Annotated in this window: 16 protein-coding genes; 7 read left to right on the forward strand and 9 right to left on the reverse strand. The window is 37.8% G+C overall.

Annotated elements, in window-relative coordinates; genetic code table 11:
• Nucleotides 1-55 precede the first annotated feature (55 nt).
• A complete protein-coding gene (locus DUT70_RS16935) occupies nucleotides 56-3,787 on the forward strand; it encodes a transglutaminase domain-containing protein (protein ID WP_113648555.1) in 3,732 nt (1,243 codons plus the stop codon).
• Between the two features lie 75 nt (nucleotides 3,788-3,862).
• Here the strand turns inward: DUT70_RS16935 and DUT70_RS16940 are convergent, their stop codons facing one another.
• Nucleotides 3,863-4,450: a TetR/AcrR family transcriptional regulator gene (locus DUT70_RS16940; protein ID WP_128353381.1), complete on the reverse strand. Its 588-nt coding sequence runs from the start codon at nucleotides 4,448-4,450 to the stop codon at nucleotides 3,863-3,865.
• Nucleotides 4,451-4,504: 54 nt separating this feature from the next.
• On the opposite strand from DUT70_RS16940, the gene DUT70_RS16945 reads away from it, so the two are divergent.
• Both DUT70_RS16945 and DUT70_RS16950 read left to right on the forward strand, forming a co-directional pair.
• A complete protein-coding gene (locus DUT70_RS16945; protein ID WP_113648557.1) occupies nucleotides 4,505-4,693 on the forward strand; it encodes a hypothetical protein in 189 nt (62 codons plus the stop codon).
• A gap of 122 nt (nucleotides 4,694-4,815) precedes the next feature.
• Nucleotides 4,816-5,094, forward strand: coding sequence for a hypothetical protein (locus tag DUT70_RS16950; RefSeq protein WP_113648558.1), 279 nt, complete (start codon nucleotides 4,816-4,818; stop codon nucleotides 5,092-5,094).
• A 62-nt stretch (nucleotides 5,095-5,156) separates the two neighbouring features.
• Here the strand turns inward: DUT70_RS16950 and rpmA are convergent, their stop codons facing one another.
• A complete protein-coding gene (gene rpmA, locus DUT70_RS16955) occupies nucleotides 5,157-5,570 on the reverse strand; it encodes a 50S ribosomal protein L27 (RefSeq protein WP_113648559.1) in 414 nt (137 codons plus the stop codon).
• Nucleotides 5,571-5,627: 57 nt separating this feature from the next.
• Nucleotides 5,628-5,939, reverse strand: a complete 312-nt coding sequence (gene rplU, locus DUT70_RS16960; protein WP_113648560.1) for a 50S ribosomal protein L21 — start codon at nucleotides 5,937-5,939, stop codon at nucleotides 5,628-5,630.
• A 238-nt stretch (nucleotides 5,940-6,177) separates the two neighbouring features.
• Here rplU and DUT70_RS16965 point away from each other — a divergent pair, with 238 nt between their 5' ends.
• The 4 genes from DUT70_RS16965 to nudK all read left to right on the forward strand — a co-directional run bounded on the left by DUT70_RS16965 (nucleotide 6,178) and on the right by nudK (nucleotide 11,589).
• Nucleotides 6,178-7,074: a GLPGLI family protein gene (locus tag DUT70_RS16965; protein ID WP_113648561.1), complete on the forward strand. Its 897-nt coding sequence runs from the start codon at nucleotides 6,178-6,180 to the stop codon at nucleotides 7,072-7,074.
• Between the two features lie 85 nt (nucleotides 7,075-7,159).
• Complete coding sequence (locus DUT70_RS16970) at nucleotides 7,160-8,110, forward strand: GLPGLI family protein (protein WP_113648562.1); 951 nt, start codon at nucleotides 7,160-7,162, stop codon at nucleotides 8,108-8,110.
• 65 nt (nucleotides 8,111-8,175) lie between these two features.
• Entirely contained in the window at nucleotides 8,176-10,824 is a 2,649-nt protein-coding gene (locus tag DUT70_RS16975; RefSeq protein WP_162926653.1) for a TonB-dependent receptor, read from the forward strand.
• Nucleotides 10,825-11,013: 189 nt separating this feature from the next.
• Nucleotides 11,014-11,589, forward strand: a complete 576-nt coding sequence (gene nudK, locus DUT70_RS16980; RefSeq protein WP_113648564.1) for a GDP-mannose pyrophosphatase NudK — start codon at nucleotides 11,014-11,016, stop codon at nucleotides 11,587-11,589.
• A gap of 13 nt (nucleotides 11,590-11,602) precedes the next feature.
• Here the strand turns inward: nudK and DUT70_RS16985 are convergent, their stop codons facing one another.
• The 6 genes from DUT70_RS16985 to DUT70_RS17010 all read right to left on the reverse strand — a co-directional run bounded on the left by DUT70_RS16985 (nucleotide 11,603) and on the right by DUT70_RS17010 (nucleotide 21,016).
• Nucleotides 11,603-13,111, reverse strand: coding sequence for a M56 family metallopeptidase (locus tag DUT70_RS16985; protein ID WP_113648565.1), 1,509 nt, complete (start codon nucleotides 13,109-13,111; stop codon nucleotides 11,603-11,605).
• Between the two features lie 2 nt (nucleotides 13,112-13,113).
• On the reverse strand, nucleotides 13,114-13,479 hold the full coding sequence (locus DUT70_RS16990) for a BlaI/MecI/CopY family transcriptional regulator (protein WP_113648566.1): 366 nt from the start codon (nucleotides 13,477-13,479) through the stop codon (nucleotides 13,114-13,116).
• A 769-nt stretch (nucleotides 13,480-14,248) separates the two neighbouring features.
• Nucleotides 14,249-15,616: a polysaccharide lyase 6 family protein gene (locus tag DUT70_RS16995; RefSeq protein WP_113648567.1), complete on the reverse strand. Its 1,368-nt coding sequence runs from the start codon at nucleotides 15,614-15,616 to the stop codon at nucleotides 14,249-14,251.
• A 12-nt stretch (nucleotides 15,617-15,628) separates the two neighbouring features.
• Complete coding sequence (locus tag DUT70_RS17000; protein WP_113648568.1) at nucleotides 15,629-16,837, reverse strand: right-handed parallel beta-helix repeat-containing protein; 1,209 nt, start codon at nucleotides 16,835-16,837, stop codon at nucleotides 15,629-15,631.
• Nucleotides 16,838-16,860: 23 nt separating this feature from the next.
• Nucleotides 16,861-19,185, reverse strand: coding sequence for a polysaccharide lyase 6 family protein (locus DUT70_RS17005; RefSeq protein WP_113648569.1), 2,325 nt, complete (start codon nucleotides 19,183-19,185; stop codon nucleotides 16,861-16,863).
• Between the two features lie 241 nt (nucleotides 19,186-19,426).
• Entirely contained in the window at nucleotides 19,427-21,016 is a 1,590-nt protein-coding gene (locus DUT70_RS17010; protein ID WP_113648570.1) for a hypothetical protein, read from the reverse strand.
• Nucleotides 21,017-21,109: the final 93 nt, after the last annotated feature.

The following is a 21,109-nucleotide window of genomic DNA, read 5'->3' on the forward strand; positions in this document are numbered from 1 at the left end:
TTAAATTTTCTTCTAACCAAGATATAGTCACTAAAAAAATGATTATTATTGGCACATGAAGAAAACTATCTATTCATTATCGATCTCACTTTTACTTTGTTTTTCTGCTAACGCTCAAAACAGTTTAAAAAGTGCATGGGAAAGCTTCTTAAAAAATGATACCGAAGCTGCCAAAAAAAGCTTTGAGGAACTAGCCAAACAACCTCAATTTGCTAACGATGCCAATCTATCCTTAAGTTTACTTGCCGAGCTTGAGCAAAAAAATGATGACGCATTCAACTATTTCCAAAAATTTTATGTAGGCAATAAAAATGTAGAACCTTATCTTTCTGCATTGTGGCGCAGTCCAGCGGTAAACAGTAGCTACAGCAAAATACGTCCTGAAGCAATGCTGCTGATGAATGAAATCGTGAAGAACAAATCTTTTGATGGTTCATTGAACGCGATGGCCTCTTCGGTGATCGGGAAACATTATCTAAATGTTAAAAAAACGGCAGAATCTGAAAAGGCGTTTGCACAAATTGGAAACTTAGACCATTGGCTAATTACGAGCACATTTGAAAACATATCAACCAGCGGCTTTGATAAAAATTATGCTCCGATTAATCATCCGCAAATGGATGCCAAATTTACGGGCAAAAAGAACGTTGAATTCGGCTGGAGAAAAGTACCATACCTGAAAAGAGAAAAATGGTTTGACTTTACATTTTATGACGATTCGTATAATGCCATCCTATTTGCTCAAACCTTTGTTAACGCCCCTTCCGAAATAGAAGGTCAGCTTAGAATTGGCGTATCTGGTTCTGTAAAAGTATGGGTTAATGACCAATTGATTATTACCGAGGCTGAAGAAAGAAACAATGACTTGGACTCATATATCTCTACCTTAAAGCTAAATAAAGGTTACAACCGAATTTTGATACAAATAGGAGAAAGTTATGCAGGCAATTCCAATTTTATGCTAAGGCTGACCGACAACAATGGCTATCCAATCCCTGGCCTTACCCATATTAATGAATACCAGCCTTACCAAAAAGAAGAAAGTTTTAAGGCGCAAAGCATTACCCCAAAAGCCTATGCCTATTTTAAAAACCTAGTAGCTGCCGACACCACCAATTACCTTAACCAGCTGCTATTGGCTAAACTCTACTTAAGAGATGATTTCGTATTTGAACCAAGAATTATCCTTGAAAAATTAAAGCAAAAATTTCCTGAAAGCACCTACCTAAACACTTTGATGATTACCCTTCATTCTAAAGAAGATAATCGTACTGGTGTAGAAACCTTACAGGAACAAATTAAAACTTCGGACCCGCAAAGTACTTATGCATTAAGATTAACCTATAGCGACTATTATAACCAAGAAAATTATGATAAAGCAGAGGAAATTATGATGCAATTGGAGAAAAGATTTGGGGAGGATGAAGACATCGTCAGCAAAAAAATTGGTATATCGGGGAAGAGAAATGAACAAGATAAAGTTTTCAGTTTAGTAGAAAAGGCTTACAAAAATTGGCCAAATAATAGAAATTTTTCTTACGTCAAGTACATCTTAGAAAAAGAAGTGAAAAAGAATTCACAAGCAGAAGGCGTACTGGTTAAGTATCTAAATGATAATGAAGATTATGAATATGCTACAGTTTTAGCTAGTGCTTATTTCAATAAGGGAAATAGCAAAGGCGGTTTAGATGTGTATTTAGAAAAACTAAAAGCAGATCCTGTAAGTACTGGAATTTATAGCGATTTGAGCGAAAAGTTCTATGCGTTGCAAAAATACGATAAAGCCGAAGAGTACATTAATAAAGCAATAGCTTTAGCTCCTTATATTGGTTCTTATTACCACACACTGGGTAAAATATATGAGGCACGCAAAGAAAACACTAAAGCCGAAGAAGCTTACAAAAAGTCCCTAAGCCTTAACCCCAACTATTATGATGCAATAGAACAGTTACGAAGGTTAAAGAAAAACAAAGACGTATTCAGTTATTTTGAACAGCCAGATGTTGTTGCCATCATTAAAAATGCTCCAAAAGCACAAGATTACCCAGATGACCACTCGGTTATTTTAAACGAAGAAGTTCAATCGGTGGTTTATGAAAACGGTGGTTCAGAAGAAAAGCACTTTTTTACCGCAAAAATACTCACTCAAAAAGGACTAGAAACCTATAAGCAATATAATATCTCCTATAACAGCGACCAGAATTTAAACGTAGAAATTGCCGAAACCATTAAATCAAATGGCAGTAAAACACCAGCCGAGCAAAGTGACAATCAGCTTGTTTTTACTAACCTAGAAGTTGGAGATGTCATCAACATACGATATAAATTGAGAAATTACAATGTAGGCAGCCTAGCATCACACTTTTGGACTTCGTTTTACTTCTCTCACGGAACCCCGTATGTGAACACCAAATTTTCATTGTTAATAAGCAAGAACAAAAAATTCAATCATAAATTTTCTTTATCAGAAATACCAGTTCTTAAAACTGATGCAGACGAGTTTGATTTATATACTTGGAAAGCCGAAAAAAATGCAGGCATGACCTACGAAGACAAAATGCCGCCTCTTGATGATGTTGCGAATATACTTTACCTATCTACCATACCAGACTGGCAGTTTGTTGCCGATTGGTATAACAACCTAGCAACAGCAAAAGCCAGAAGCAGCTATGAGATTAAAACATTAGTAAATGAACTTTTCGCTGGGCAACAGCTTAATGATACACAAAAAATAAAAAAGATATATCAGTACATTACCCAAAACATCTCCTACAGTTCTGTCTCCTTTAGACAAAGTGGTATTGTCCCTCAATCGCCAGCTACCGTAATTAATTCTAGAATAGGTGATTGCAAAGACGTTTCCACTTTATTTGTGGCCATGTGTAAACAGGTGGGAATAGATGCAGAATTGGTATTGGTAAGAACAAGAGACAATGGTCAAAATACCTTATTACTACCTAGTATCGACTTTAACCATTGTATTGCTAAAACCAATGTTAATGGGATAGAAAACTACATAGAACTTACTTCTAACTTTTTACCTTTTTCTTCATTCAACAATCAGGATATAGGAGCTCCCATCCTACCTATCAATAAAAATAGCAATCAACTGATTAAACTACAGCCTAAAAATAGGGTGCAGAACCGCATGAGCTACCAAACTAAAGTAACTATTAAGGATGCAAACATGTACATTACCGAAACTAATTTCTGTACAGGTTCAATGGCAAGCTCAATACGTTCTAGCTATAAGGATCTTTCGGTTAAAGATCAATTGAAAAAAATGAAAGAAGAAATTAGTGCTAGATTCCCTGACAACGAAGCAGTTTCTTTGAGCTTTGAGAACTTAGATCCTAAAACATCAGTTTCCGACACCTTAAAAGCAACTTCAGCTTATAATTTACTAAAAGTATGTAAGCCAGTAGCTGGAATGAATATATTTTCTTTGCCTTGGACAACTGCCATCCCGCCTTCTTCATTGACCATCACAGATCCTAGGCATTTTGGTATTGATCTAATCCAATTATTTTGGGCAGACAGGACTGACGAGCAAATAGAATTGTCTTTTCCAGAAGGCAAAAAGCTAATGGAAGGCATCAAGCCTCTTTCCATAGATAATGAGTATTTTAGTTATAAACTCAATAGTTTTCCAAAAGGCAATACCGTTATTGTTAAGCGTGAATTGATTTTCAAAAAAGATTTTGTAACCAAAGAGAAAGTAAATGATTTCAATGCTCAGTATAAACAAGCAGTAGAGGCCGACAATCAGCAGTTAGCTTATAAATAACAAGTGCAGCTTGCAAAAAAGCGTCAGAACATTATCTGACGCTTTTTTATTTCCATTTATACTAGTGAAATAAGCTTATTGGTGGCGTTTTAGGTATGGCCACAAAAGTACATCAATAGCATTTTGATATTCGTTGAGTGCATCCTCCCCCACATGTTGATCGGTAAGCTCATTATGGGAAAGCCAAAAGTCATTAATGATAAAAAACTGCTTTACCAAACCGCTCTTATTAGAAGTGGGAATATCATCTCTAAAAATACCATTGGCGATTAAATTCTCGAACACCTTTAGAAATTGCTGCTCCCGTTTTCGGATAAGCTGGTAATAAGCATCTCTTATTTCTGGTATCCAATTCCCTATTTCAACGAAGTTGATAAATATGAACCTGTATTTATTGACCAATTTAAACGAAGATTCAGTTAAAAAAGCAATCGCACTCAAATCAAGCGGAACACTTTGTGCATTAGCCATCAATCCATCATAAGCTAAGGCAAGTTCATCAAACAAAGCCCTTATAATGTCCTCGGTATGCTTAAAATGGTAATGTAAATTCCCTCCGCTCATGCCTATACTCGCCGCAATATGTCTGGTGGTGATATTCCTAATTCCTTGCTCATTATAAAGCAATAACGCGGCATTCAGTATTTTTTCTTTGGATTTCACACTCAAATTTAGAACATTTGTTCTAAATTTGAAAAAAAATAAAAATAACCCATTATGGAAGAAAATAAACAGGGCAATTGGTTTTTCAGAAATTTATACGAAATCAGGACTACGATATTTCCTGAAGATGTTAATGACTCCAGGCTGAAAAAAACTGGGAAAAGAATTGGATGGTCGATGTTTTTAATGCTTGTATTATGTGCAGCCGTAGGCGTTTTAACCGCAGCGTCTTTCGCTCATTAATTCTCATCACCCTCGACAAGTACTTTATATTTTATTGCTGTTCGTGGTTATTGATCAGGTACACCCGAAAACTACACTTCCCCATCCCTCTTCTTAACAATTGGCTAACTGATTTTGTATTTGTGCCATTGATTGCACATGTTGCATTTGTATTAGGCTCACTAATCTTTACAACAGGTGGAACTTTTAAATACCCTATTTACCAAATCTTAAGCATTTCATTACTCACTGCATTGGTTTTCGAAGGCTTCTTACCATACTATACCCATTACAATACGGCCGATTTTTATGATGTATTGGCTTATTTTGCTGGCGGAGTGTTTTATTATGCAGTGCATCAAAACCATACTTCTAAGAAAATCAGGAAAGCTTTTGAGAGAAAGCTATCGCTTAGCAAATAGCCTAAAAACAAAAAAGCCGAACAGTGATGTTCGGCTTTTTCATGTATTTTGTATTACAAATATTATTCAGCAGATTCAGCAGCTGGAGCTTCTTCAACTTTAGCAGCTTTTTTTGCTGGAGCTTTCTCCGCTTTAGGAGCAGCAGCTTTCTTAGGAGCAGCTGTTTTTTTAGCTTCAGCTTTAGGAGCAGCTTCCTTTTTTGCAACAGGAGCAGCATCCTCAACTTTAGGAACTACTGATACATAAGATTTGTTATCAAATTTCTTTTTGAAAACAACAATACCTGGTACCAAAGCAAATAAAGTGTGATCTTTACCAATACCAACACCTTTATCTGGGTGGTGTTTTGTACCGCGCTGACGAACGATGATGTTACCAGCAATAGCTTCTTGACCACCGAAAATTTTGATACCTAAACGTTTACTATGCGACTCGCGACCGTTTTTTGAACTACCGGCTCCCTTCTTATGTGCCATTTTTTATCTTTTTTATAATTAGCTAAGTAGCTAAAAATGAATTTACAAATAAATTAACTACAGAGTGATGCTCTCAATCTGGATTTTGGTGAATGACTGGCGGTGACCATTTTTCTTTTTGTAACCTTTTCTACGTTTCTTTTTGAAAACGATTACTTTATCACCTTTTAAATGAGACACGATTTTAGCTGAAACCTTAGCTCCTTTAACTGCAGGTGCGCCTACAGAAATTTTACCACCATTGTCAACCAACAATACATTGTCAAATTCAATACTAGCGCCTTCATCTCCTTGTAAGCGATGTACAAAGATGTGCTGGTCTTTTACAACTTTAAATTGTTGTCCTGCTATATTTACTATTGCGTACATTGTTAAATAATTATTTTATTTCTATTTATTTTTTTAATCGAGGTGCAAATATAGAACAATTCTTTTTCAAACACAATAGCTTAGCAAAAATATTTAGTTGAACCGCTATACCTATTTCTTCTTTACCCCTGCTGATTTACCACACTTTACTACATTCTTCTTTCCTCGTTTCTTCATTACGAAACAAATTATTTCTTTTATTACGAATATTTCGTAGATTTACGAAAAATAGGTAATTATGAAAAGTCTAATTTTACTCGTATTTAGCTTTTGCACTACTACATTGCTCTTTGCACAAACTTCGGAACGGGCAGTAGCCAAAGCAAAATACAGCTATGTCCACGTTAGAGACACCAATAACCGCAGCAATCCCTATCAGGAAGAAATGATTTTGCTGATTGGTAAAAACTCCTCACGATATACCAGTTATGTGAAGATGAAACAGCAGGTCGAATTTTATCAGCATGTGAATGAACAGATCAAAAATAATGGAGGAACTTTAAATGGCGCACATATTAAATCTAATAGAAAAGGTATGACCGTCCCCGAAGATTATTACTTTTTCCATGCTGAAAACCAGCTCATCAGATCTGAGCACTTAGTTAACACTTATTTTATCACCGAAGCCATTCCTCAAATTGATTGGAAAATCACCACAGATACTGCCACCTTGTCGGGAGTGAAATGCCAAAAGGCCACTGCGCTTTTTAGGGGAAGAAACTGGATTGCTTGGTTTGCTCCTGATATGCCTTTCCAAAGTGGCCCTTGGAAATTACACGGCTTACCTGGTCTTATTTTAGAGGCCTACGATTCCAAAAAAGAAGTGCAATTCCTTTTTGGAGGTTTAGAAGTTGCCGAAAAAAAGGCAAACGTTAGCAAGGAGCCTTTTATAGGGGAGATGGCCAACGTAGATTTAATGGAGAATGAAATCAAAATTCCGAATAAGGCGATCAAGGCGAGTAAAGAAGAATTTCTAAAACTGAAAAGGGCCCAAGCAGAAGATCCTGTAGGTTTTGCAAAAACTCAACTTGCGGGAAGCGGCATGTCTGGTCTGGCACAAATGATTAAACAAGCTCCTGGAAGTAGGCCTACACCAGCAGTTAACATTTACAACAACCCCATAGAACTACCTTAAATGGCGTTATGCCGTTAAAAAGTGTTAAATCGGTTTTACATCTACGATAATTTCGTAGATTTACGAAAATTTAATTATTAAACGCATGAAAATTTTAAAAGCAACCTTAATTATCTCGCTTATTGGATCAACCGCCTTCGCTCAAAGCGCCGATAAAGCATTAGCAAGAGTAAGATATAGTTTTTCGCATATGCGAGATACCACACAGAGAGATAACTTCTACACGGAAAACATGCTATTAGTGATTGGTAAAAATGCATCTGTTTATACTAGTTATGATAAAATAAACAGAGATGAGGAAATGAAGAAGAAACTTGAGGAACAAATTAAAAACCAAGCAGGAACTACTGGCAGCATTAATATTAATGGAAGTTCCTATAAACCTGTTACCCCTATTGATTATTTCTACTTTATTAACGAAAACAAATTTTTCACCAAAGAGCGAATCATCACCAGCTATTTAATTGAAGAAACTGCTCCTAAAATTAATTGGAAAATAACGAAAGATACGGCTAGCTTTTCTGGCGTAAAATGCCAAAAAGCGACTACCTATTTCAAAGGCCGCAATTGGATTGCTTGGTTCGCTCCTGAATTGCCTTTCCAAAGTGGTCCTTGGAAATTGAATGGTTTACCAGGTTTAATTGTGGAGGCGCACGACGAAAAGAACGAAGTTAAGTTTCAATTTGCAGGCATCGATAAAGTTACCGAGACCGCACCTGCAAAAGAAACCGAGCAACCTGTTGCCATGGCGAATGGTGGCACAGGCATTATCAAATTTGCAGGCATGGACGGTAGTGCTTCTTATTTAGGAAATGAGATCAAACTGCCTACCGATGCAGTAAAAACAACCCAAAAAGAGATAGACAAGCTGAAAGAAGCCAGAGACAAAGATCCTCAAGGATTTCTTAATGCACAATTAGCCAGCAGAAATACAGGTGGAAGCTTTGGAGTTACCAATACCACAAGAATATCAGCCCCAAGTAGCATAAAAAAAATGGTTCTCAACAATCCTATTGAGCTTCCTGAGAAGAAATAAACCAAACCAACAAACTATTTATGGTGGCCATCGGTCTTGATGGCCACTTCCTAAACACACAAAAGATGAAAAAGGTACTGTTTCTGCTCATTGCTTTAATAGGTATGGGCACTTCAATCGCTTTTGCCCAAAAACAAATAAAAGGGAACGTTAAAGACGAAAAAGCCAAGCCAATTCCTTCGGTGATGGTTAGTTTAAAAGATAAGGAAGGAAACACGGTAGCTTTTTCCCGCACTAACGAAAAAGGTGATTTTACGATCAATGTTGATCCAGTAGGTACAGGACTTACCCTAGAATTCAGCACCTTGGGATTTGAAAAGAAATCTATTGCTGTTACTGACCTTAACAAGCCGTATCAAGTGGTTTTGGCCGAAAGCGAAATTGCACTGAAAACAGTTGAAGTAAAGAATCGCCCGAAATTAAGCTCAAACGGTGATACCTTAAATTATAAGACTTCTGATTTCTCGGACAAACAAGACCGAAGCATTGGTGATGTACTGAAAAAAATGCCTGGTATTGAAGTCGCCGAAAACGGAAAAATAAGCTACAATGGCAAGAATATCTCCAATCTATATATTGATGGCGATAATTTACTGGAAGATAAATATGGCATAGGCACCAAAAGCATTCCTCATGGAGCAGTTGATAAAGTACAGGTAATTGAGAATGACCAACCTATAAAAATGCTACGTAAAAACAACACCAGTGAAGATGTAGCACTCAATCTAGTGATTAAAGACGAGGCCAAATTAAAGGTCATGGGCGATATTAAAGCAGGTGTGGGAACTCCAGAAAGGTTTGATGGCAATTTTAACGCCATGATGTTTAATAAGAAAGTGAAATTTTTGAACAACTTAAAAGGTAACAATATTGGCATTGACCCAGGAATTGACCTTACTTCGTTCAACCCGTTAGCTACCGACAATAGCAAGCCTTCCAACTTGCTTACCGCAGGGGCAGCAGGCGTACCTACCCTACCGCAAAGCAGAACCCTGTTTAACAAAGCTGGACAGGCCAACCTTAACAATCTTTTCAAGTTTAATAATGACTTACAGCTAAGAGCCAATGTTTCCTACTTATATGATGAACGCAAGCAAGTGTACAACAAATCTTCGGAAACCAGATTAGGCGGCCAAACCATTAGTTATCAGGAAAACCAAGACAATTTTTTAAACCCTCAAAAATTAAGAGGTCAATTCACTTTAAACGGAAATACAGATGGCTACTTTTTTAATAATGCTCTTGTGGTTGAATATAATCCTAATCGTACAAATTCTAATGTATTTATTAACGGCGTAGGCGCTTTTCAATCGCTCAGTCAGGATATGTTTACCTTATCTAATGATTTGGGCTACCGCAAGAAATTGAAATCAGGGAATATCTTTCATCTTTCTTCAAGCCTCAGCCGTTCTTCGCAACCCGAAACGCTTAGCATCAAACCTGGACTTAATGAAGACATTCTGAACAATGGCATGCCTTATAATAGTTTAAACCAATATTTGAAACTGCCTACGTGGTACACCAACAATGCAATATCCATGGCATTTCCGAAAGGCAACTTTGTGCAAACGTATAGGGCTGGCTTTTTACTTCAACAGCAAAATTTAGAAACCGAACTTAACAAAATTCAAAATGACGGTCGTAGTGAATTGGCCATAGCAGGTTCCTTAAATGATCTGGATTGGTTTCGTTCAAGAACTTACCTTGAGAACAGCTATGAATACACCACCGACAAAATCACCGCTACGGTTCGCATTCCATTAAGCTACAATACGATCAGCTACGATGACGCCAATCATGCGGTAAACAAAAAGCTCGAACGATTTTTTGTGAACCCTTCGGTATATTTCAAATATCAAACCAGTCCCGAAAATTATGTGAGTGCCAATTATGGCTATAGAAATTCTTTAGGCACTATTGATGATGTCTATTATGGAGCTGTTTTACGAAACTACCGCTCGTTATTTGCCAACAATGCACCTGTTTCCGAAAGCGCTACACATGCCATTGCGGGTTCGTTCAATTTCCGCAAAGCCATACAAATGGTATTCGGAAACATTGGCGTTGCCTATAGCACTACCAATTTAAATACCATTTCAGCCTATACTTTAACCAACAATACACAGCAACGCATTGTACTTCCTTTGGAAAACCAAATGAAAACTTTATCCTTAAACAGTGGTTTGAGCAAATACCTATTTGCATTAAGAAGTACTGTAAATGCAGGTTTTAATTATAGCCACAACCAGTACCAGCAGCTACAGAACAATGAGCTATTACCTTTCGAAAGTGATACTTACACCTACAAAGCTGGTATTGAGGCAAAGCTTACCAAATTCATGAACTTTAGCTACAACGGTACTTTTTCAAACAACAAAAACAAAACGGTGAGCAATGGAATTTCAACCAATTACCAACAGCTAAGGCAACAAGCCGGCTTAACCGTAACCATGCTCAAATCGGTTTTTCTGAATTTCTCAGCGGAGCACATCTTTACCCAACAGTCAAGTCAGCCAGATTTGAAATATTTGTTTGCCGATTTTAATGTGAGGTATAAAGTATTGAAACTGAAAACTGACCTTGAGTTTGGCATTACCAATTTGGCCAACGTGAAAAGATTTGAAGCCATCAACGTTTCTGCCAACTCTTTAACCGTGGGCACCTATGAAATTCCTGGAAGAGTAGCCATGGTTAGAGCCACCTTCAATTACTGATTGTAATTAGTTATTCATTTAATTGAGATGATTTGAATAGCGATGCAATAAAATCTCGATAGGTTAGTTATATATTCTAGAGCGTTAATTTAATAAAGCGGAAGTAGGTTGGATTGACCACTTCCGCTTTTCCTTTACTGGAGCTACTCGTTACAAAACAAGCGAAATACATCTATTTAGAATAGAAATATGAATAACATCAACATCCTATCTACCGAAGTACTAAGTGATAACTGGTATGTTTTAAATAAGGTTACCTATGAAATTACGCAGCGTGATGGTTCTAAGCAAATACAAAACCGAGAAGCTTACGACCGAGGCAACGGTGCCGCAATTCTATTGTATAATGAAGCAAAGCAAACCGTCATTTTGACCAGACAGTTCCGTTTACCTACGTTTTTAAACGGCAATCCATCAGGCATGCTGATAGAAGCTTGTGCTGGCCTACTTGACCAGGACAATCCTGAGGATTGCATTAAACGGGAAACTGAAGAAGAAACAGGCTATCAAATTAGCGAGGTGACCAAGGTATTCGAAGCTTATATGTCTCCAGGTTCGGTGACTGAAATTATCTATTTCTTTATTGCTGCCTACGACACATCAATGAAAATACACCATGGTGGTGGTTTAGCACACGAAGAAGAACATATTGAGGTATTGGAATTTCCTTTCGAAACGGCATTGGGAATGATTGATAGTGGCGAAATCAAAGATGCCAAAACCATGATGTTGATCCAGCATTTGAGGTTGAAAGGTATTTTATAAAAAAGAGAATCGATTAAAGTTCGGTTCTCTTTTTAGTTTCTATGCGTATTTGAGGATTATTGCCTCCATCTGCTTTCACAACCTGTACGTGTTGAATTTCGTTAGGGTTAAGCCTATTGAAGTCTGTAACATGCGATAATTTACCATTGATCAAATAATCTACTTTGCCTGCATTTTTTGTGCTGTCGTTAGATCTGAATGCCCTTACCATCACGACCTTATCTTCATCGTTAGGTGCATCTGCAAAGCTGCCAGCTGCTTTAAACTGGATAGATAAATTTTTAGCATTGGCCATTTTAGAAGCATCAACGCTGTCAGATTTCACAAATATAATTCGTTGGGTAATTTTCCCCTTGCCCTTTACCAGTTTAGCAGCTTCAGGCGAGTTAAACGTATTCTTTATTGCAGCAATCATCATCTCCTCAATCTCTTTTGGGCCATGCTTAGTACTATCTCTTTTGATTAAAATATTACTTACAAAAACATCCATTTTAGCAACAGTATCTACCGTTGTCTTTTCAGGTGCCTCTTTTTTAACAAATACTTTATGCTGATGCGCTTTTACATGTGCAACTGCTTTCACTGGTTCTGCGGCTTCCTCTTCTGTGGCAACGGTCACCATTTTCGAAAGCATTGGCAAATGCTGTTTCAGCTCTTTTTTAGATACGGTAAAGGCCAAAGTAGTCAGCAAAAGTACAGGAAGTGCAAAAAGATATCTACTCAATGTGATTTTTGAAGAACGCTTGGCATTCATCATCTGAATCCGTTTCTTTAAATCGGAAAGATTAAAGTTGTTTACAATAGCCGCCGAAGGTGTTAATTGTCCTACGCCTAGCAAGCTATATTGATAAACTTTTCGATCCATCCCCTTTTTAAGGATATTTTGGTCGGTAATAAATTCCAGATTTTCCTTTACAGCCTTTTTCATCAACCACACCCCCGGATTGAACCAGTAAAACACCACGCTCAGTTCGGCTAAAATAATATCCAACGAGTGCCATTGCTTTACATGTACCATTTCATGCGCCAAAATGGTATCTAACTCATGGTCGCTATGCAAAGTTGGATTAACATACACCGTTTGCCAAAATGAAAAAGGGCTTACACTTTCGTTCAACAAGCGCACATTATAGTTTGCTACTGTACCAGGTTGAGATTTACGATGGATTTTGTAAAGAGATAAAAACTGCACCCCTAACCTAATAGTCATAAACAAAACCCCTAAATAAAAAAGCGCACTTAGTATAGGCCAGTTATTGATAAAAAAACCAGTAGGCACCAATTCAGAAGCCGTTTGGTTAAGCTGTGGTAAATAGGTAACTACGTTGTTGTTGATCTCCTGTCTGTGAAAAAACTCCGTTAAATCTATAAAAGGATAAGCGGTTGAAAAAACGATCCCCAACATCAAGAAACAACGATTCAACATGTAAAAAGTTAGCCTTCTCAGCACAAGATAATAGGTTGCTGCAAATAATAGCAGCACCAAGTTTATCTTCAAAAGGATAATGAAAAGATGTGGCATCTCTATTGATTTTCTGGTTTCTCAATCAGGTCAATTATCTCTTTAAGTTCGGCCGCACTGATCTTTTTGTCTTTGGCAAAAAACGCAACCAGTTCTTTATACGAATTTTGAAAATAGTCGTTCACAAAACCGTTCATAAAACGCTTTTTATAGTCAGCTTCCTTTACTTTAGCGCTATAGCGAATGGCATTTGCATAACGCTCACCTTTTAGGAAGCCCTTACGTTCCAAATTTTTGATGGTTGAAGCCAAAGTCGTGTATGGAGTTTTTGGTTCTGGCATAGCATCCATAAAGTCCTTAATAAACCCTGCTCCTACTTGCCAAACGGCTAGCATTGCCTCTTCTTCTTGCTGTGTTAGTTTCTCCATCAGTTAATTACGAAATAATCGTAAATATACGAAACTAATTTACAAACATGCAAGGGCTTAGGTGTTAATTTGTGTTAAGGAGAATGCAAGCTACCCGAACATCTATTTTTCATTTTTGAAGCGCAGTTTTTGTACGGGAGTTAATGGAAAGTCCCGCCATTCGTTTTACTCGTTAGCACGCTACGCCTGCTAACTCGTGCTCACTACTGTCGGGGCTATCGGGCATTTTTAATGCAATTATCTTCTGAGTTTAAAGATTTCTCCTATCGTCGAAATGACAAAAATAACGGACAGAAAATAATGGGAAAATCTTGCAACCTATGAATAGAAACAGTTAGAAATGTCACCCTTTCAGGGTTCCTTTATCACTTGCATAGCTTGTTAGAATAATTTCACCACTTCGTGGTTAGGTGATACGTTTAAAGGATTAATTTTTCGGATTTGCACGGTCACAAAATCAAGCTCCAAAGAAATGTTAGATTAATAGCACCAATCTTGGTTAGGCATAATATCCAAAGTATTGATTTCACGAAATCATAAGACAACAAGTCCGAAGGACTGACATTATTCTAGAAAATAATATTTCAGTCAATAAACCACGAAGTGGTGACATTATATTTATTGCACATATTCCATTAAGTTTCTTTTAATGTTGTTCGCCTAGCATATCGAAAGATTTTACTTCGTAGCTGCTACGCGGTCTCCTATCGTCGAAATGACGAGAAAATAGTACTGTAGAAATGACGGTGAAGGTGATTCGAAATAGCGATTACTTAAATATAAAACTCCTATTGTCTTTTTTCCAATCAGGACCAATGGCTGTTTCTAACCAGAAAGGCTTTTTCAATTCGGTTTTCTTTTGCCAAATTCCATCCGACATTTGTAAATCATTGCCCATTTTTACAAAACCTGCAACAATACTAGCACCTTCTACCTGATTGTTTTGCATTTTCAAGTTTTTCGGTTCATCTTGGGTAACCAATAAAGTTGTTGGGTTAATAACGTAGTTATTGCTAATGTTAACGCCGTCAGGAGCTACTGTTCTATCGTTATCCTTCCCCGAACCTAACACAAAAGCTTCTCTGGCACTTACAATAACGTTGTTTTGAATATCTGCATTTTTCACCTGCCAATAATCGCTTAGTGCTGGTTTTTCATAAGCATTCATCACAGAAATCGCGGAACGTAATGTTCTTCCTGCCACTTTGTACAAGTAATTTCCGTGCACTTTTTGGTTTTCACCAATAAGGCGTATTCCGCCGCTGTTGGTGACATTGTTCGCAATAAAATAGTTACTGCTCACTTCAGAGTTATTGCCATGTCTAAAAGTAACTGTACCTGCACATTCGTAAAACAGGTTATTCATAATTTTATTAAAACCAGATTTGATAGAAATGATTTCTACCTCGCCATCGCATTTATCAAAAATATTGTTCTGCACCGTTGCATAAGAATCGTTCATTGAAAAAGTGCTTGTCCCTATGCGGATGGTTTCACCACCATTAGCCCCTAATTCTGGTCTAGGACCAAAATAATTATGGTCTATTTGGTGATAATTTGGTTTATCATCTAACCAAACCACTAAAGTCGTTCCCTGGTGTGCTTTTCCTGTAATGGAACAATGATCAACCCTATTATGATTTCCGTAAAGCGATACCCATTTATAGTCTAAAGTTTTGTCGCTCGGATTATAATTTTCGATGCTGGTATTGGTTAAGCGACTGTTAGAAGTGGCTTTAGTAAAAATCACCACGTCATCTTTTAAGGAAGACCCATTTTTGAAAAAAAGTCCGTCGACCACTAGCCATTCACCATCAATTTTAAGGTTAGAGTTGCCGGATAGAATCACACTTCCCTTGGTTTCTGCAATCAGTGTAATGGGTTTTTCGGCTGTTCCTTTTCCTTTAAAGTTAATGATTTGGCTCTTCCATTCGCCCGATTTCATGATCACTTTATCGCCAGGAGCCAATTTTAATTCATTAAGTTCTGCTGCGTTGGCAATGGTATATGTTTTGTCGCTGTTGGTTGCTTGTTCTTCTACCTTTTTAGTCAGCGAATCTGCCTCAACTGCTTTTGCACAGCTGCTATAAGAAAGTCCGCAGATAAGCACTAAACCAGCATAAAAATTCAATTTCATTTTAAAATATCTTTAGTATAAATTATCGTAAAAAACGAGCGCTTCATCGTAAGTAGTGGCTAATCCCGTTGAACTTACCGCCGAGCTGATGCTCACCACACCAGTCCAAGGTGCTGTAGCGCCATACGCTTCCCAACATCTGTAAACTACATGAGTGGATAGATTAACATTGTTATTTCCACCGTATAAAATCTTAGTACCGTCTAAGCCTAATTTGCTAGACATGATGGCTCTTTTTTCGGTAACAGTTCCAGTTCCTAAAGTTGCAGCATCGGCAGCACTTATTAAGTGCGTACGACCAGTTGGATTAAAACCACTGTGGTGAAAAGCCAAAGCAAATCTTGTACTCTGATTCCCGACCGTAGCGTAATTAAAATTGTTTTTCGTCACCATAAAACTGGTTCCAAAGGTCTCATCTCCAGGGTTTACATCATTAAAAACAGGCACTTCTACAAAAATTGGATTTACACCTATTCCGTTTACGATGTAGGCACCTGTTGAATTAAAAGTATTGCCGTAAACTACGCCATGGGTAGAATTATCGCCCCTAAATCTAATGAATGAACCCGAACAATCTGTAAAGGTATTCTCTAAAATTTTCAATCGTTTAACGCCAAAAGCGCCGTAAATCATATGTGCGGTTGAGCCTACTCCAATGTTAGAGAATTGGTTTTGCCTGATGATAATATTATTGGAAGTGGCGTAATGGGCTCCAACAGCACCGTAATACAAATTAGGCATATTTTCAAAACGACAATAAGCCACCGTTATGTTTGGACTGCGCTGAATTACTAAAGCATATTCTGATACGGCACCAGTAAATTTTAACCGATGAATCAATATATTTTGGCAGTTGTTTAGCGACATCAGCTTGGCAATTGATCCCGTAAGCACCGCAGCACCCACGGTATTTGCTTTTAACTGAAGTCTTTTAGTGGCACTTCCAATGTTCGACAAAGTGATGGTAGAAGTGATATTGTAAGTTCCGTCAGCAAAAACCACATCTACAGCGTTCGTTTGCAGCATGGTTTGTATACCCGACCAAAATGCAGCATCGAGCGTGGTTGATGGCGTTACATTGACTACGGTAGTTGTTGCTTGCGCCAGTGCTTCTTTCTGCACTTCAACCACAATCTTTTCTTCTTTTTGTGCTACTACGGCATCTTTTTTACACGAAAAAATTGTCGCGATTAGCAAGGACATTAAAGCATATTTTTTCATTGTATGGTTATTTAAGGTTTAACCTATAAACTTGCACCCACACCTCCTGCAGCTTTTGTTTTTGACGAAAGCGCTGATCCATCCTTTAAATTAAAATTGAATTCTTTGATATTGACAAACTCTGGCTTAATCTCGAAAATTTGCTTTCCAAGTGCCTTATTGTAATACGTATCCACTTTTCCAGATTGATAGAAGTTGCAATGATCCACCAAAATATCGTCCCAACGGAACTCTCTAAACTCTAAAGATCTGCCTCCCTGACCGCTGTTAACGAAATTTGTATGAAGCACCCTAGCGTATTGAGCACCCAACAAACGAAGCGCTGAACCTTGCTCTCTGTTATCCACTTCGTTGATGGTACAATTCTCAATGGTTACAAATGGTCCCAAGGTGCTCTCGTCGTTTCCACCACGATATACATTGATGGCACTTCCTAAAATATTGGTAAATACACAGTTTTTCACCACGGTATATTCTGCTCCATAAATGCCTTTATCGTCTCTTTCTTCCGCTAAATTGATTCCTGTTCCTGAAATATTCCTAAACAATGAATTGGTGATGACCAAGCTATCAGCCAAGGTTGATTTACTACCCTTAAAGCCTGCAAAAGAGCCTTCGTTGTAATCGTAAAATTCACATCTGTCGATAAAAGCTTTGTAGGGCTTGTTCATCGGCAATTCGGTAGAGCGGATACCACAACGCACATCACCCCCACTACCATAAGCTCCCTTGAAAGCAATGCCACTTACTTTCAATGTTGCTCCGTTATCAATAGTGATGAAAGCTGGCAGGGTTTTACTGCTCCCGTTCACCAAAATAGGTTTGCTTTTTAGTTCAGCTGCTGCTCTAATGGTAATCGATTTGTCGACGATAATTTCATCATCAACACTATAAAAACCTGTGTCGGTTAGTTCAATGATATCACCATCGCTTAATTTGGCTATTGCTCGTTGAATGCTATTGCTTTCTTTTGCACTAATTTTTACAATTTTAGGCTGTGTATTGACCGCTTTTATTTCTTGTTGATACCAAGATGCACCTACATCTTTCTTTTGCACAAACTTCATTTTCTTTAGTGGCGCTCCATAATCGGCCAGATAAGGAAACGAAATGCCGTTAATGGTTACATTGGTTGTTTTCTTGTTCACGAAACCTTCCTGCGTAGGCAAATCACCTTGTAAAGCATTGTCTTTAATAGCAATACCGCCATCTTTATTTTCATCTACATAAAGCGCTTTAACAGGCTGAACCAATAAGTTTTTGGAGAAAATCACGCTTTGCGGAGATAAAGTACGTTCAGCATCTTTACCCGTTCCAAACAATGATGGTTCACAATTGATGAAAGTATTTCGCTCAATTTTTGCATCAACTACTTGATAATAACGATTGATGAGCGAATTTGGCACCCCATTCATGACCGCTAATGGCGAACGAAATGCAGTACCTTTTAAATCTTTAAATACATTATCAAACACATGATGACCTGGATTAATGACCCTAACCCCGCCTGTGAATGGCTTATTATTTCCCAAGAAAAGATTGCCTTGCACTACATTTTTAGAACCATGCCTCAATACCAAACTTCCTTCGCATTCCACGAAAGTGTTGAAGCTGATGTTGTTTTCTCCCGATTTGATGGACACGATCTCTACTTCGCCATTGCATCTTTCGAAAAGATTGTGCACAATTTGGGTTTTGGATGCGGTAAGTGAATATCTGGACACGCCAATTCGGATCGTCTCTCCTCCATTAGAACCGAAACGCTGACGACCGTTGAAATAGTTAGAATCGATGCTGTGGTAGTTTTGTTGACTACGCTCATCGTTAAGCTCGGCAATAATTACTGGTCCAGCGTTAAGCTTATTGGTAAAAGTACAATGGTCAACACGGTTATTCTTTCCCCATAAAGTCACCCAAGAATCGCCTTTAAAACGTTCTGGCTGACTAAAGTCTTCGATTGCAAATTGAGTGATGCGACAGTTATTTGCCAAGTTATCGTTATCTATCCTAAAATTAACCACATGATCTTTAGGACTGTAACCACTTTTGAAATGTAAACCTTTGATAATGATGAATTCGCCACCAATCTTAAGGTTAGACTTCCCCGAAATTTGCACTTTATCACCGTTCTCCGGTTTTACCCAAATTGGTTTTTCTTTAGTGCCTTTACCTGAAACAACTAATTGCACATCATTCCAAACTTTATTTTTAAGCAGAATCACATCGCCAGGTTTTGCTTTGGCAACCGCTGATTTTAATTCTTGCGGAGTACTTACCAGAACATCGGCGGCTTTTGTAAGCGAGGCAATGAACAGAAGGGCTAAAAAAGAAATAGGGAACTTTGTCATGAATGGATGTTTAGTTGATTAGTCGATTGTTTTTCCGCTGATCATCGCAGATTCAAACGCAGATTGCCGCGGATTCTTAGTTGGTTGGTTATTTTAGAAATTGACCATTGGATTTTTATCATTAGTTATTCAAAACTGACACCTAATTACTAGTTCCTAATCACTAGTTAAAATGTTGCCGTCCCAATCGGAGGTTCCGACTGAAACGACAAATCATTTTTACATATAAACCAAAAAGCCTTTATTTCTGAATATAGATATCGAATTTTATGGTTGAGTTGCCTATTGGATTAGCAGCAACACCTTCTTTTACATGGATTATTCCATTTTTTACTATTGATGTAGAAGGATCGGTTATTTTAATGAAGATTACCCTCGCTGTAGTTGCATTAAAAACAGACGTTGTTGGTGCAGCAGCAGCGTCAAACCTTGGGTTATTTGATGAAGGGTTTGAAATACTATTCGCACTGAAGAAAGCATTGCTTAAATCATCCAGTTCTCCATTTTCCAACAAATCATAAATGGCTGATTGTCCCGTACTTGCACCATCAATAAGCACCCTAAATTTTGTATCGTGGATAACAGAGATATTGGTTGGGCTCCAGCCTACGTTATTACATTTTAAGTTAGAAGCTATTGAACCTGTTGCTGCCGTTGCAGGGTTAAACAATACTGGCCCTGTGCTTTGTGCACCAAATATCAAATACATATTGGCTTCGTTAGCGTTCAACTCGCAGTTTCCAATGGTGTTGCCATTTTTCAGGAATCCCGTTTTGGTACCTAGTGTTTGTGCATTCATCTCTACGTCTCTATAAAGCACACTTTGATAGGTGACGTTCAACGGAATAATCAATTCGGTTTGTAAGTCATCATTATCTACAGCAATGATTTTTAAGTGTTCAGCACGTTTTTTGAATTGATAGTTCTCTGTATAACTGTAATTGGTTTGCCCTGCTAAAGTTTTGGTCGAAAGCAATGCATAGCTTCCATTTCTATCATCGTAAAGTTCTACTTTTTTCAATCCTGTGATAGAAGTAATTTGCCCGCCAACTGGTGTTGTTCCGCCTACTACTGGAGTGATGTTCGCCGCAAAACCTACAAATTTAGGCTTGAAGATAGACACATCTACTGGCATATTAATGATCAACTCGTTGGTTTGATTATAAATATCAGTAGCAATGATTTTGATATGCTGTGCTGCTTTACGATAGTTGTAGGCATAGTTTAAAGCGTATTGTTTAGCATTGCTGGTATTCGTGATACTGCTGACCAAAACATAAGTGTTCTCCAGTTGATAATCGTCGTAAATATTTACCTGCTTAATTCCATATTCTGATTGGATATTACCTGCAATGGCAGTTGCACCACCATTAAGATCTGCAGTGATGGTAGGTGGAAAAGCACTGAATTGTGGTAAAGCTGGATCGAAGTATTTGATATTCACAAAGCCTTCCAAAGAGCTGTTGTTCCCTTGTTTTACCATGATTTTCACCCCTTTTACTTTACTCATGTTGTTTACGGGAAAAGCAGTGATAGGGATAGAGAGCTCGTAAGTTGGGGTAATGGCTCCTTTGTTATCTGTTACGTGAATTAGTGAATCGGTTCCAGTGGTACGTACCAAGTAGCAATACACAAATTTAACTCCTTCGGATGCTGAGATGCTGCTCTTTAGCTCGTTCCCTAAATCAAATGTTTTGGTAGCTCGGTTAAAGATGTAATCTTGGGCAGTTACCGTGCCATCGCCAACGTCAGAAAAATCATCTTTTTTACAGCCAGCTATTATTGCCAGTGCTAAACAGCAGTACAATAATGGGTTTAGGATTTTCTTCATTTGTTTAATTTTATTTTTTTACCATTTAAGGCGTTTTAATTCTTTTTTACCACCTAAGACATCTTAGAGCATTTTAGTTTTTAAACCATTAAG

Origin of the sequence: Pedobacter chitinilyticus (assembly GCF_003313385.1) — a bacterium.
Lineage (GTDB): Bacteria > Bacteroidota > Bacteroidia > Sphingobacteriales > Sphingobacteriaceae > Pedobacter > Pedobacter chitinilyticus.

Bases quoted from the DNA above. Each gene is read 5' to 3' on its own strand.
- rplU (WP_113648560.1), bottom strand. From the start codon at position 5,939: ATGTACGCAATAGTAAATATAGCAGGACAACAATTTAAAGTTGTAAAA.
- DUT70_RS16965 (WP_113648561.1), top strand. From the start codon at position 6,178: ATGAAAAGTCTAATTTTACTCGTATTTAGCTTTTGCACTACTACATTG.
- rpmA (WP_113648559.1), bottom strand. From the start codon at position 5,570: ATGGCACATAAGAAGGGAGCCGGTAGTTCAAAAAACGGTCGCGAGTCG.
- DUT70_RS16935 (WP_113648555.1), top strand. From the start codon at position 56: ATGAAGAAAACTATCTATTCATTATCGATCTCACTTTTACTTTGTTTT.
- DUT70_RS17005 (WP_113648569.1), bottom strand. From the start codon at position 19,185: ATGACAAAGTTCCCTATTTCTTTTTTAGCCCTTCTGTTCATTGCCTCG.
- nudK (WP_113648564.1), top strand. From the start codon at position 11,014: ATGAATAACATCAACATCCTATCTACCGAAGTACTAAGTGATAACTGG.
- DUT70_RS16990 (WP_113648566.1), bottom strand. From the start codon at position 13,479: ATGGAGAAACTAACACAGCAAGAAGAAGAGGCAATGCTAGCCGTTTGG.
- DUT70_RS16945 (WP_113648557.1), top strand. From the start codon at position 4,505: ATGGAAGAAAATAAACAGGGCAATTGGTTTTTCAGAAATTTATACGAA.
- DUT70_RS16970 (WP_113648562.1), top strand. From the start codon at position 7,160: ATGAAAATTTTAAAAGCAACCTTAATTATCTCGCTTATTGGATCAACC.
- DUT70_RS16985 (WP_113648565.1), bottom strand. From the start codon at position 13,111: ATGCCACATCTTTTCATTATCCTTTTGAAGATAAACTTGGTGCTGCTA.
- DUT70_RS16995 (WP_113648567.1), bottom strand. From the start codon at position 15,616: ATGAAATTGAATTTTTATGCTGGTTTAGTGCTTATCTGCGGACTTTCT.
- DUT70_RS17000 (WP_113648568.1), bottom strand. From the start codon at position 16,837: ATGAAAAAATATGCTTTAATGTCCTTGCTAATCGCGACAATTTTTTCG.
- DUT70_RS16975 (WP_162926653.1), top strand. From the start codon at position 8,176: ATGAAAAAGGTACTGTTTCTGCTCATTGCTTTAATAGGTATGGGCACT.
- DUT70_RS17010 (WP_113648570.1), bottom strand. From the start codon at position 21,016: ATGAAGAAAATCCTAAACCCATTATTGTACTGCTGTTTAGCACTGGCA.